We start from the raw sequence: 12,794 nt of genomic DNA, 5'->3' as shown, positions 1-12,794 counted from the left end.
GTCATGACTGCAACAACCATGGCCTGCGACCCCAGTTGGGAGCGCTCCCATTCCGTATTCGGCGAGCGCCGCCCGCCCCTCCTCCGAGGAGCCCAGACGTGAAGAAACGCAGAACAGCGCTGCTCTCCCTGACCGCCCTGCTGGCGGCCGCGCTCACCGCGCTGCCCGCCGCACCGGCCGGGGCCGAGGAGACGGAGCAGGTCAGGAACGGCACCTTCGACAACGGCACCGAGTCCTGGTGGTCGTCGAGCAACGTCACCGCCGCCGTCGAGGACGGCCGGCTCTGCGCCGACGTGCCCGGCGGCACCACCAACCGCTGGGACGCGGCGGTCGGCCAGAACGACATCGCGCTCGTCGCGGGGGAGACCTACCGGTTCTCCTTCCAGGCGGACGGCACGCCCGCCGACCACGTGGTCCGGGCCGTCGTCGGCCTGTCGGTGGCGCCGTACGACACCTACTACGAGGTGAGTCCGCAGCTCAGCGTCTCCGGCAACAGCTACTCCTACACCTTCACCGCGCCCGTCGACACCGCCCAGGGGCAGGTCGCCTTCCAGGTCGGCGGCAGCGCCGATCCCTGGCGGTTCTGCGCGGACGACGTCTCCCTGCTCGGCGGGGTGCCGCCGGAGCAGTACGAGCCCGACACCGGGCCCCGGGTCCGCGTCAACCAGGTCGCCTACCTGCCGTCCGGGCCGAAGAACGCCACCCTCGTCACCGACGCCACCACCGCCCTGCCCTGGCAGCTCAAGAACGCCGGCGGCACCGTGGTCGCCCGCGGCACCAGCGTGCCGCGCGGCGTGGACGCCTCCTCCGGGCAGAACGTCCACTCCATCGACTTCGGCCGCTACAAGCAGCGCGGCGAGGGCTACACCCTGGTCGCCGACGGCGAGACCAGCCGCCCCTTCGACATCGGCACGGCCGCCTACGACAAGCTGCGCGCCGACGCCGCGAAGTACTACTACACCCAGCGCAGCGGGGTCGCCATCCGCGACGACCTGCGCCCCGGCTACGCCCGCCCGGCCGGCCACGTGGGCGTCGCGCCCAACCAGGGCGACACCGACGTGCCCTGCCAGCCCGGCGTCTGCGACTACCGGCTGGACGTATCCGGCGGCTGGTACGACGCCGGCGACCACGGCAAGTACGTCGTCAACGGCGGCATCTCCGTGTGGGAGCTGCTGAGCACCTACGAACGCGCCCTGCACGCCCGCACCGGCACCCCCGCCGCCTTCCGCGACGGCACCCTCTCCATACCCGAGAGCGGCAACAAGGTGCCCGACCTGCTCGACGAGGTGCGCTGGGAGCTGGAGTTCCTGCTGAAGATGCAGGTGCCCGCCGGACAGCCGCTGGCCGGCATGGCCCACCACAAGATCCACGACGAGAACTGGACCGGGCTGCCCCTGCTGCCCAGCGCCGACCCGCAGAAGCGCGAACTGCACCCGCCGACCACCGCCGCCACCCTCAACCTGGCCGCCGCCGCGGCCCAGGCGGCCCGGCTCTACAAGCCCTACGACCGGGCGTTCGCCGCGCGGGCCCTCAGCGCCGCGCGCACCGCCTGGGCGGCGGCGCTCGCCCACCCCGACGTCTACGCCGACGAGAACGACGGCATAGGCGGCGGCGCCTACCCCGACCGGGACATCCAGGACGAGTTCTACTGGGCGGCCACCGAGCTGTACCTCACCACCGGTGAGAAGGGCTTCCGCGACCACGTGCTCGACTCCCCGGTGCACACCGCCGACATCTTCGGTCCGATCAGCCTGGACTGGGCCCGCACCGCCGCCGCGGCCCGCCTCGACCTCGCCACCGTGCCGAACAAGCTCCCCGGCCGCGACCAGGTCCGCCGCTCCGTCGTCCGGGGCGCCGACCGCTACCTGGCCACGCTCAAGGACCACCCGTACGGCATGCCGTACGCGCCGGCGGACAACGTCTACGACTGGGGGTCCAGCCACCAGGTCCTCAACAACGCCGTCGTCCTCGCCACCGCCTACGACATCACCGGCGGCGCCAAGTACCGCGACGGAGCCGTCCAGAGCATGGACTACGTCCTCGGCCGCAACGCCCTGAACATCTCCTACGTCACCGGCTACGGCGAGGCCAACGCGCACAACCAGCACAGCCGCTGGTACGCCCACCAGCTCGAACCCTCGCTGCCCAACCCGCCGGCCGGCACCCTGTCCGGCGGACCGAACTCCAGCATCCAGGACCCCGTCGCGCAGGCGAAGCTCCAGGGCTGCGTCGGGCAGTTCTGCTACATCGACGACATCCAGTCCTGGTCCACCAACGAGACGACCATCAACTGGAACGCGGCCCTGGCCCGGATGGCCGCCTTCGTCGCCGACCAGGGCTGATCCCCGTCCGGCCACGCCTCCCCGGTACCTCTCGATCACCATCCTGACCTGGCGCAATTTACGGGTCAGTACCCGAGCGGTACCGTGGGAGGCATGCCAGCCCTGAACGTGGAGTTCAGCGACCGCGAACTCGAGGACCTGCGCCAGATCGCCAAGGAACGCGGTACGTCGATGAAGGCCCTCGTCCGGGAGGCCGCCGCCGCGGGTATCGCGCGGCACCGGGCGCTTCAGGAGGGCGCGGAGGCGTTCCGCCAGTTCTTCCGGGACCACGCCGAGGAGTTCGCCGCGGCCTTCCCCGACGACGAACCACCCGCCACGGGCCGGGGCCGGGCCGCCTGACCCATGACGGCGGTCATCCACATCGACGTGCCCTGGCTGCTCCGGCGCCACGAGGAAGTGCTGCCCGGCCGCCCCACGGTCACCGACTTCTCCGCGCTGGTCGCCGCCGTCGCCCGGCACCGCGTCGATCCGCCCCGGCTCGGCGTGGACTCCGACCCCGCCTGGCGGGCCGCCGCGCTGCTGCACACCCTCGCCGTGCTCAAGCCGCTGCCGTCGGCCAACGCCCGGTTCGCCTGCGCGACCGCCGTGGCCTACATGTTCGTCAGCGGCGCCGGCATCGACCCGCCCTACGGGGCGCTGGTCGACCTCGCCCGCGACCTGATGTCCGGCAAGGCCGACGTCTACCGGGCGGCCGACCGGCTGCGGTCCTGGCAGATCTGACGCCGGGGCAGCGGGGCGCCGGGCCGGCTCACCGGCCGCCGGGATTCACCCGCCGTCCGTCACCAGGTCGGCGGGGCCCGGCGTCGACGGCCCGGCGTGCCCGGACAGGGCGAGGGTCAGGTCGAGTTCGGCGAGCAGGCACCGTACGACGTGCTCGACGCCCGCCTGCCCGTCCAGCCCCAGCCCGTAGACGTAGGGCCGCCCGAGCAGCACCGTCCGGGCGCCCAGCGCGAGCGCCTTGAACACGTCGTCGCCGGTGCGTATCCCGCTGTCGAACAGGACGGTGAGCCGGTCGCCGACCGCCTCGGCGACGCGGGGCAGCGCGTCGGCGGCGGCGACCGCGCCGGCCACCTGCCGGCCGCCGTGGTTGGACACCACGACCCCGTCCATCCCGGCGTCCGCGGCGAGCCGGGCGTCGTCCGGGTGCAGGATGCCCTTCAGCACGATCGGCCCGTCCCAGTTCTCCCGCAGGAACGCCAGGTCCGGCCAGGTCTTGCCGGGGTCGGAGAACATGCCGACGAAGTGCATGACCGCCGCGTTCGGGTCCTCGTGCACCGGCTTGGCGAGCCCGGCCCGGAACGCCGGGTCGGAGAAGTAGTTGGCGGTGCCCACCCCGTGCAGGAAGGGCAGGTACGCCTGGTCCAGGTCGCGCGGGCGCCAGGACAGCAGCGGGGTGTCCAGCGTGACGAACAGCGCCGTGAACCCGGCCGCACGGGCCCGCTCCAGGAAGCTGCGGGCCACCTCCCGGTCCTTCGGCCAGTAGAGCTGGAACCAGCGCTCGGCGTCGCCCATCGCCTCCGCCACCTGCTCCATGGGGGTGCTGGACGCCGACGACAGCACGAACGGCACGCCCTGCGCGGCGGCGGCCCGCGCGGCGGCCGGCTCGGCGTCCGGGTGCATGATCGAGAGCACCCCGACCGGCGCCAGCGCCACCGGCGCGGGCAGCGACCGGCCCAGTACCTCCACCGACAGGTCCCGCTCGCCCACGTCCCGCAGCATCCGCGGCACGATCCGGTGGCGCGCGAGGGCCGCCCGGTTGGCCCGAGCGGTACTGCCGTCGCCCGCGCTGCCCGCTACGTACCCGACGGGGCCGGGGCCGAGGCGCCGCTCGGTGAGCGCCTCCAGTGCGGTCAGGTCGGTGGGCAGCCGGGGCACGGCCCCGGTCATGCCGTTCAGGTAGATCTCGTACTGGAAGTCCGCCCAGTGCTCAGGCATCCGCATGTCCGCCTCTCGTCGTCGCGCCGGTGACGATACTCGCCGGTAGGAAGACGGGACACGGGGTGGGTTCCGGCCTATTGCGGAACGTGAAGATCACGCCAGCGTGACCCGCTGGCGATCAAGAATGGCCACGAACCGGCGTTGAATCGTTCAAGGCTCGTGACTTCCCGCCACTGATTCAACACTGGAAGGTACCGAAATGTGCCGGGTCGAGATGTGTTCCGGCGGCGGGCTCGGCAGACTCGCCTGCGCCGCTCGTTGCTGGGGAGAACGAGCGCGAAGGCGGCGGACGGAAGTGGGGCCGTCCGCCGCCCGCCGTCACTCGCGGGACCGGGCCCGGTGGCTGGTGTCGCACCAGGGGTAGCGGCGGCTGCGCCGGCAGGTGCACAGGGCGACCCGGAAGCGGTCGGAGCGGACCGTCGAGCCGTCCTCCAGCTCGATCTCCACCGGACCCTCCACCAGCATCGGGCCCCGGCGCCGGACGGTGATCCGGCGGGGTTCCTCAGACGGGGCGTTCGGCACGGACGACCACCAGCTCTTCCTCGTTGTCGGTGACGGACAGCAGCCCGCGGTCGCGCAGCCAGCGCTCCCGGCCGCGGACCACGGGACCGAAGGCGATCCGCTGCCGCCGGGTCACCGCGGCCTTCAGCCCGGCCGCGCGCAGATGCCCGACGGTGGCGTCGGGGTCGCTGAGCGCCGACTGCACCAGCAGCAGCACACCGCCGGGCCGCAGCAGTCCGGGCGCCTGCCGGCAGATCCGGTCCAGCAGCAGCCGGCCGTCGTGCCCCGCGTCCCAGGCCCGCGCCGGGCCGCGCGGACGGCGGCCGCCGTGCGGGGAGGGGACGTAGGGCGGATTGGTCAGGACCAGGTCGAAGGTCTCGCCCAGGACGGGCGTGAACAGGTTGCCGTGCCGGACGCGCAGCGGCAGTCCGGCACGCGCGGCGTTCAGCCGGGCCGTGCACACCGCCCGCCACGACACGTCCACCGCGGTCACCCGGGCGCCGCGCCGCGCGGCCGCCAGGGCCAGCGCACCGGTTCCGGTTCCCACGTCCAGGACGGCCGCGGCGACGGGCAGTGCCTCGTCGGCGAGGGCGTCGGCCAGCAGCGCCGTGTCTTCTTGCGGGGCGTACACACCCGGCAGCACCAGAGGGCTCACGGGTCCCAGGTACCCCGGCGATCAGGAAGTATGGGAGATCTCGGGGGAAAGCGGTACGCGCAGCGAGGACCGTCCGGCCCGCCAGTCGGAGAGCAGCCGCGCGGCCAGCCGGTCCTCCACCAGGCCGGTGGCGTCGATGCCCAGGACCACGTCCGGCGCCAGCTCCGGCTCCTCCTCCAGGAGGCCGCCGATCACCTCGTGCCGGACGACCTGCTCGTGCACCGCGTCGGCCTCGACGTGCTCGTCGTAGAAATGTTCGGCGGCCGGTCCCGCGCCGGTGCGGCGCATCGCCTCGGCGAGCCGCCGGGAGCCGGGGGAGGAGGTGATCTCGACCGCCGCGAAGTGCCCCACCAGGGCGCCGCGCAGGGAGCGGTGCAGCCCGAACAGGGACATCAGGTTCACCGTGGCCAGCAGCTCCGCGCACGCCGCGTCCAGATAGCGCCCGTACGTCGTGTCCAGGTCCAGGTCGGTCATCAGGTCGGCGAAGAGACGGGCGTGCACCCGGTCGGCGCGGCCGCCGCCGTACTCGTCGAACTCCACCGCGGCCATCCCCGCCTTGGCCCGGCCCCAGAGCCGGGGCAGCACCCAGGCGTGCGGGTCGGCCTCCTTCAGGTGGTACAGCGAACGCTGGGCGGCGTACTCCCGCAGGTGCCACAGCTCGCCCTTGTCCCGCAGGAAGTGGCTGACGCCGGTGCCGTCCACGGGCTCCACCAGCAGGTCCTCGACCGCCTCCGGGACACTGTCGTGCAGGGGCGTGTCGGCGCGCAGGGCGGCCAGGAAGACGCCCTCCAGCGCGCCCCGGACACGCAGCAGGTCCGGGTCCCACTCCAGGTCGGCGCGGACCCCGGCGAAGCCCCGGTAGTGCAGCTCGTAGCACTGGTACAGGGCGAGCTGGAGGTCGTCGCCGTAGGGGTCGGCGGCGGCCACGGTCTCCGGGGCGGGCAGCGGCCCGGTGCCCCGCAGACGGTCCCGGACGGCCGCGGAGAGGGGGCCCCGGGCGGACGGCAGAGAAGGTCCTTCGCGGTCGTACTCCATGGTCGGCCGGGTACCCGCAGACGCCGCCGGCACGCGTGATCCACGGCACGCCCGGTCCCCACGACGGACGACGGCCCCCGGTGCCCGTACGCGGGCACCGGGGGCCGTCCCCGGCGGCGGGGGTCAGTCGTGGTGGGACTGCTCCTGGGCGCCGGTGTTGGGGGAGGCGGCGTCGCCGGCCTCGCCGCGGTGACGGCGCTCGCGCGGCTCCTCCGGGTCGCGGGTCTCGGCCTCCTCGACCTCGCGGATGACTTCCTCGATCGCCGTCCGCGGCGGCTTCTGGGCCTGCTCGTCGGGCCGGGCGCCGGTGTCCTCGCCGGACATGGGCGTCTCCTTTCTGGTACGGGTGTGACGTACGGTCGCCGCTGCGTTCAGTGCCTGGTGCCGGCCAGGCGCAGCGGCACCGGTTCCGGGGGGTCTGCCTCGTCGTTGCCGCGGATCACCTCCGCCCACCAGGACGGGCCGTCCTCGATGTGGCGCAGCATGATGCCCTCGCGGATCGCCCACGGGCAGATGGTCACCGTCCCGAGGCCGGTCAGCTTCATCGCCGTGTGCGCCACCACCGCGCCGGCCAGGCTCTGGGCGGCCCGGGGCGCGGAGATGCCGGGCAGCTCGGCCCGCTCGGCGGCGGGCAGGGCGGCCAGCCGGCCGATCGCCGTCCGCAGGTCGTCGCAGTGCAACCGCCGGTCCACGAACGGACCGTGGCGTCCCGGCGCGGCCCCGCACAGCCGGCCGAGCTGCTGGAAGGTCCGGGAGGTGCCCACGGCGGTGCGCGGTCCCTCCCAGCGGACCCGGGCCGCGACGTCCCGGAGCTGGTGGCGGACCCGGCGGCGCAGCGCCTTGACCTGCTCCGGGTGCGGCGGGTCCGCACCGCCGTCGAAGAACTCGTGGGTGAGCCGTCCCGCGCCGAGCGGCAGCGAGGCCACGAAGTCGGGCAGCCGGCCCCGGCCGAAGGCGACCTCCAGCGAGCCGCCGCCGATGTCGATCAGCGCCAGCGGCCCCGACCGCCAGCCCATCCAGCGCCGGGCGCCCAGGAAGGTCAGCTCGGCCTCGACCTCGCCCGGCAGGGTGCACAGCGCCACGCCGGTGCGGGCGCGGACGGTGTCCAGCACCTCCTGCCGGTTCGGGGCGGCCCGTACCACGGCGGTCGCGAAGGCCAGCGGGCCGGCCGCGCCCCAGCGGGTCGCCGTCCGGCTCGCCTCCGCGACCGCCTCGGCCAGTCGTTCGACCGCCTCCTCGGGGATCGGGCCGCCCGGTCTGACCTCCTCGGACAGGCGCAGCCGCCACTTCGCCGTGTGCACCGGCAGCGGTACGCCGCCCTCCGCGTCCGCCACCACCAGCCGTACCGTCTTCGAGCCCACGTCCACCACGCTGATTCGCATGCTGGCGCAGGTACCCACATAACCCCGGAGCAACGCGGACCGCCCCGCCGCACCGGCTCCTGACCGGCGTCGGCCGGCCCCTTCGAACGGCGGCGCCGGGTGGTGCGTACCTCCTGCCGTCCGGACGCCACCGTCCGGACGGCAGCCGGGGGGGCTCAGTCCCCCCGGGCCCGGAGCAGCAGCAGCGCGATGTCGTCGGGCCGTTCCTCCGCGTCCGCCTCGTCGCGCACCAGACGGTCGGCCAGCTCCGCCGGCGGCAGGTCGCCCGCCTCGGCGAGCCGCTCGCCCAGCTCGGCCAGGGAGTCGTCGAAGTCGGTGTCCGGGGACTCCACCAGGCCGTCGGTGTAGAGGACGAGCAGGGCGCCGGGGGCGAGGTCGATCTCCGTGCACGGATAGCGGGCCGAGGCGTCGATGCCCAGCAGCGGGCCCCCGGCCAGGTCGGGCACCCGTACCCGCCCGTCGGGTTCGCGCAGCAGCGGCGGCGGATGCCCGGCGCGGGCCAGCACCGCCCGCCCCCGCCCCGGGTCCAGACGCAGGTACAGACAGCTCACGAACAGCTCGGTGCCCAGGTCGATCAGCAGTTGGTTGGTGCTGCGCATGACCTCCTCGGGCTCCTGGCCGACCGCCGTGTAGGCGCGCACGGCGGTACGGACCTGCCCCATCAGCCCGGCCGCCGTCACGTTGTGCCCCTGGACGTCCCCGATGACGGCCACCGTGGTGCCCCCGGCCGGGATCAGGTCGTAGAAGTCGCCGCCGATGTCCATGCCCCGGGTGGCCGGCAGATAGCGGGCCGCCGCCTCGATGCCGGGCACCGACGGCAGCGAGTGCGGCAGCAGCGCCGCCTGGAGCCCGTGCGCCAGTCGCTGCTTGGCGTCGTACAGCAGCGCACGGTCCAGGGCCTGCGCGACCAGCCCGGCCATACTGGTGAGCACCGCCCGCTCGTCGGTGGTGAAGGAGTGCGGCGCGTCGTAGGCGAGGACACAGGTGCCCACCGGCCGGCCCGAGGCGATCAGCGGCAGGAACGCCCAGGCCGCGAAGCCGTCGGGCGAGGACCGCCGCGCCGGGTACAGGCGCCGCAGTTGCTCCCAGGACTCGAAGAACCCGGGCACGCCCGTGCGCAGCACCTGCGCGCCGGGCGTCGGCTCGGTCAGCGGCATCCCGTCGAACTCCTCCACGACCCGCGCGTCGGGGTATCCGCGGTGCCCGAGGACGTGCATCCGCCCGGCCCGCGAGCCGAGGACGGCGAGCGCCTGGCTGCCCATGGTCGGCGCGATCTCGTCCGCGACCAGTTGCACCACGTCCTGCACGCCCACCGCCTCGGACAGCGCCCCGGTCAGGCTCACCACCTTGGAGATGCTGACCAGCCGGGACGGCGTCTCGGCCGCGGACGGCACCGGCCGGCCGGGCCGCGACACGCCCCGGGCCCGGCTGATCCGCACGCTCAGCCCGGTCCGGCTCGGATACAGCCGGAAGGACAGCCACTCGCCGGGCGGCCGCAGCGCGGTGAACGAGGTGGTGTGCTGGCTGAACAGCGCGGCCCGATACCGGTCCTCGTAGACGGGGTCGTTCAGCCAGGGCACCGCGGACCACAGCGGGACGCCGACGAGACGGCCGGCGGGGACGCCGAGCAGCTCGGCCGCCGCCGCGTTGGCGAAGCCGACCTTCCCGTCCAGGTCCAGCGAGCACAGCCCGTACGGCAGTCGCGTCACCATCCGCACCGCCTCCGCCGAGCCGAGCGTGCCGGCCACGCCCCCCACCGTCGGGGCGGCCAGCAGATCGGGCTCGGGGTGGACGGGCAGGCCGGCTCCGGCGGCGCCCTCCAGGCGCAGCGCCAGCCGGCGGCAGGCCGACACCAGCCCCGCCCGCTCCCCGTCGGTCAGCCCCGGGGGAGGCCAGCCCGGCCAGGTCAGGAAGACCGCGCCGTACACGGCGCTCTCCGTGGCGACCGGCAGCGCCGCCATCGCGAACGGGTAGGGGACGACCACGGCGACCCGGGGGTAGCGGCGGGCCATCTCCTCCTCGCCGCCGACCCAGACCAACTGCCGCCGCCGCACCGCGTCGGCGACCGGCACCCGGGCACCGAGCGTCACCCGCTCCCAGGGCGCGGCGAAGGCCCGGGGCAGCCCCGCCATCACCGCCATCTCCAGCACCGGCGGGTCCGCGGCCAGCAGGTACACCGCGCCGGAGTGGGCGCGGGTCTCCTCCATCATCGAGGCCAGCGCCAGGGACAGCACCGGCCGGTCGACCGGCGGCACCGGCGAGGACGACCGATCGTCGTCGGACACGCCGACCACCTCCTCGCACGCCGCGCGGGCGGGCCCCGGTAATCAAATCTCCCCCCTGGCGGCCCGTCCCGCACGGCGAGCGCCGCCCCGCCCCCGGCGCGACCCGCCCGGGAACCTCCACAAGGGCTGCGCGGGTGTCCCGTACGCGCTGTAATGGCGGCGTGAGCAGTGAGGGCGCCCTGGAACGCGGAACGAGAACCCCGCGCGCCGTAAGCGCCCTCAGGGCCGTCGCGGCCGGACCGGACGCCGCCGACCGGCTGCGCCGCACCCTCGAACAGGCCCTGGTCTTCGCCGGCGCCGCCTTCGCCGCCGTCTACACCCCCGGCCAGGACCCCGGGCTGCTCTGCCTGGCCGAGTCCGCGGGGGTGCCCCGGACGCTGTACGGCATCCGGGACCTCTACCACGCCTCCGGCGGCTCCCCGGTCGCCGCCGCCCACCGCGCCCGCTGCCCGGTCTGGCTGGGCCCGGCGGAACTGGCCGGCCGGGCCGCCGCCCGCCGGGTGCGCTCCGGCGACTTCTCCCTGGCCGCGCTGCCCCTGCCCGGCGAGGCCGGCGGCTGTCTGCTCGCCGTCACCGAACGCCCGGACGGCTTCGGCGCCGACGACCGGGCGTGCCTGGCGCTGATCGCCGAGGCCGTCCTCGGCCCCGCCCCGGTCCGGGCCACCGACGGCGGCGAGCTGCCGCCGGGGGCGTTCAGCCTGGCCATGGACACCGGCCGGATTCGGGTCGGCGACGACGTCCTCGGCCTGTTCGGCCTGGACCGGGACGCCTTCGACGGCAAGGTCGAGACCCTGCTCGGGCTGACCGTGCCCGAGGACCTGCCCTCGCTGATGTCCGTGGTGGAGGCCGACCACATGTCCATCGGCGACCGGGAGCTGGAGTTCCGGGTGCTGCGGTCCGGCGGCCCGCCGAGGTGGCTGCGGCTGAGCGGGCGGCTGCTGCCCGGCGGCGAGGGCCGGCCCGCCCGCCTCGTCGGCACCGTCGCCGACGCCTCCACCCTGCGCTCCGACGTCACCGACGTGGCCCGCGTACAGCGCCTGGCCGCCGCGCTGGCCACCGCCGGCACCGTCCGCGACGTCGGCCGGGCCGTGGTCGCCGCGCTGCGCCGCCCGCTGCGCGCCGACCGGATCGCGCTGGCGGAACTGGAGAACGACCGGCTCGTCGTCACCGTCCTCGACCCGCCCGAACCCGAGGCGTGGCCCGAGGTGTGGCGCACGCAGTGGCGCACCGAGTGGCCGGACGCGCCGGTGCGCGCCATGCCGACCCTGGCCGCCGTGCTGCGCGAGGGCCGGCCCCGGATCTGGCCGCCCGGCTCCACCGCCCTCGAACCCGCCCTCGCCGAGGTCGGCCCCGGCGGGCTCGCCGTGCTGCCGCTGCCCGCGGGCGACCGGACGGCCGGGGCCTGTCTGATCGGCTGGGACACCCCGCACGACGTCAGCCCCGACGAGCGGGCCCTGCTCACCGCCTCCGCCGGGCTGGCCGGGCAGGCCCTGACCCGCGCCCACGCCTTCGACGCCGAGCACGAACTCGTCGGCATGCTCCAGCGCCAGCTCCTGCCGCGCCGCCTGCCCGGCCTGCCGGGCGCGGTCGCCGTCGCCCGCTATCTGCCCAGCACGGCCGGACTGGAGCTGGGCGGCGACTGGTACGACGTGATCCCGCTGCCCGACAACCACGTGGCCCTCGTCATCGGCGACGTCCAGGGCCACAGCGCCGCCGCCGCCACCCTCATGGGGCAGATGCGCACCGCCCTGCGCGCCTACGCCGTCGAGGGCCACCCGCCCGACGTGGTCGTCGCCCGCGCCAACCGGCTGCTCGCCGACATGGGCGGCGACCTCTTCGCCACCTGCGCCTACGTCGACCTGGACATGGAGGAGGGCTTCGCCTGGTGCGTACGGGCCGGGCATCTGCCGCCGGTGCTGCGCCGGCCGGACGGGCGGACGGAGATCGCCGAGGCGGAGGGCGGCCCGCCGCTCGGTGTGGTCGCCCAGGCGGTGTTCCCGATGAGCCCGCTGCGCCTGACGCCCGGCACCCTGCTCGCGCTGACCACCGACGGCCTGGTGGAGTCCGCCGACGCCGACATCGACGAGGGCATGGCGCACTTCGCGCACGCCCTGGCCGGCGCCGACCCCGCCCATCTCGGGCTGGTCGCCGACGCGTTGCTCGGCAACGCCCGCCGCAGCGACGACGTCGCCCTGCTGCTGGTCCGCTACGACGGCATGGCGCTGCGCCCGCTGCGCGAGAGCTGGACGGTGTGGCGGGTCCCCGAGGCCGCGCGGCACGCCCGCCGCTTCACCCGGCGCACCCTGCGCTCCTGGGGGGTCGCGGCGGACGGCGCCGACGCCGTGCTGCTGGTCGTCTCCGAGCTGGTCACCAACGCCCTGGTGCACACCGACGGGCCGGTCCGCCTCGACCTCACCCTGGTCGGCGGCAAGTTGCGGATCGCGGTCGCCGACGCCTCGCCGCGCACCCCGGTCAAGCCCACCAGCATCGGCTGGGAGGCCACCGGCGGCCGGGGCATCCTCCTGGTCGAGGCGGTGTCGGCGGCCTGGGGCACGCTGCCGGTCAGCGGCGGCAAACAGGTCTGGAGCGAGATCCCCGTGGAGGGCCGCAGCGGTGCCGCCGAGTTCGGCGTCTGAGGCCGGTTTGGCCGGGTCCG

11 protein-coding genes are annotated in these 12,794 nt (G+C 75.1%); 4 read left to right on the top strand and 7 right to left on the bottom strand.

Translation table 11 applies throughout. The features are described 5' to 3' along the window. Nucleotides 1–98 precede the first annotated feature (98 nt). The 3 genes from ACFY32_RS23060 to ACFY32_RS23050 all read left to right on the top strand — a co-directional run bounded on the left by ACFY32_RS23060 (nucleotide 99) and on the right by ACFY32_RS23050 (nucleotide 3,062). On the top strand, nucleotides 99–2,342 hold the full coding sequence (locus ACFY32_RS23060; protein WP_390675124.1) for a glycoside hydrolase family 9 protein: 2,244 nt from the start codon (nucleotides 99–101) through the stop codon (nucleotides 2,340–2,342). 93 nt (nucleotides 2,343–2,435) lie between these two features. Further along, complete coding sequence (locus ACFY32_RS23055) at nucleotides 2,436–2,681, top strand: hypothetical protein (RefSeq protein WP_359201736.1); 246 nt, start codon at nucleotides 2,436–2,438, stop codon at nucleotides 2,679–2,681. A gap of 3 nt (nucleotides 2,682–2,684) precedes the next feature. Then, nucleotides 2,685–3,062 carry a toxin Doc gene (locus tag ACFY32_RS23050; protein WP_390675123.1) on the top strand — a complete coding sequence of 126 codons (378 nt, stop codon included), beginning with the start codon at nucleotides 2,685–2,687 and terminating at the stop codon, nucleotides 3,060–3,062. 45 nt (nucleotides 3,063–3,107) lie between these two features. Here the strand turns inward: ACFY32_RS23050 and ACFY32_RS23045 are convergent, their stop codons facing one another. The 7 genes from ACFY32_RS23045 to ACFY32_RS23015 form a co-directional block, all read right to left on the bottom strand. Then, on the bottom strand, nucleotides 3,108–4,277 hold the full coding sequence (locus ACFY32_RS23045; protein ID WP_390675122.1) for a lactate 2-monooxygenase: 1,170 nt from the start codon (nucleotides 4,275–4,277) through the stop codon (nucleotides 3,108–3,110). Nucleotides 4,278–4,598: 321 nt separating this feature from the next. Further along, complete coding sequence (locus tag ACFY32_RS23040; protein WP_359201742.1) at nucleotides 4,599–4,802, bottom strand: CDGSH iron-sulfur domain-containing protein; 204 nt, start codon at nucleotides 4,800–4,802, stop codon at nucleotides 4,599–4,601. Continuing rightward, entirely contained in the window at nucleotides 4,783–5,436 is a 654-nt protein-coding gene (locus ACFY32_RS23035; protein WP_390675121.1) for a HemK2/MTQ2 family protein methyltransferase, read from the bottom strand. Before ACFY32_RS23035 ends, ACFY32_RS23040 begins: the two co-directional genes overlap by 20 nt. Before the next feature lie 21 nt (nucleotides 5,437–5,457). Beyond that, nucleotides 5,458–6,471 carry an iron-containing redox enzyme family protein gene (locus ACFY32_RS23030; RefSeq protein ID WP_390675120.1) on the bottom strand — a complete coding sequence of 338 codons (1,014 nt, stop codon included), beginning with the start codon at nucleotides 6,469–6,471 and terminating at the stop codon, nucleotides 5,458–5,460. Nucleotides 6,472–6,594: 123 nt separating this feature from the next. Then, nucleotides 6,595–6,795, bottom strand: a complete 201-nt coding sequence (locus ACFY32_RS23025) for a hypothetical protein (RefSeq protein WP_359201745.1) — start codon at nucleotides 6,793–6,795, stop codon at nucleotides 6,595–6,597. Between the two features lie 47 nt (nucleotides 6,796–6,842). Next, nucleotides 6,843–7,853, bottom strand: a complete 1,011-nt coding sequence (locus ACFY32_RS23020) for a Ppx/GppA family phosphatase (RefSeq protein ID WP_390675119.1) — start codon at nucleotides 7,851–7,853, stop codon at nucleotides 6,843–6,845. A gap of 155 nt (nucleotides 7,854–8,008) precedes the next feature. Further along, nucleotides 8,009–10,147, bottom strand: coding sequence for a SpoIIE family protein phosphatase (locus ACFY32_RS23015; RefSeq protein ID WP_359201749.1), 2,139 nt, complete (start codon nucleotides 10,145–10,147; stop codon nucleotides 8,009–8,011). A 125-nt stretch (nucleotides 10,148–10,272) separates the two neighbouring features. Here ACFY32_RS23015 and ACFY32_RS23010 point away from each other — a divergent pair, with 125 nt between their 5' ends. Then, the gene (locus ACFY32_RS23010) at nucleotides 10,273–12,774 is read left to right on the top strand and encodes a SpoIIE family protein phosphatase (RefSeq protein WP_390675118.1); all 2,502 of its coding nucleotides are present in this window, start codon (nucleotides 10,273–10,275) and stop codon (nucleotides 12,772–12,774) included. Nucleotides 12,775–12,794 lie beyond the last annotated feature (20 nt).

The sequence above is a fragment of the Streptomyces sp. NPDC000134 genome (genome assembly GCF_042899225.1).
Classification (GTDB): Bacteria; Actinomycetota; Actinomycetes; order Streptomycetales; family Streptomycetaceae; genus Streptomyces.
Note: the sequence above shows the minus strand (reverse complement) of the source record. Positions and strands in the feature narration are given on the sequence as shown.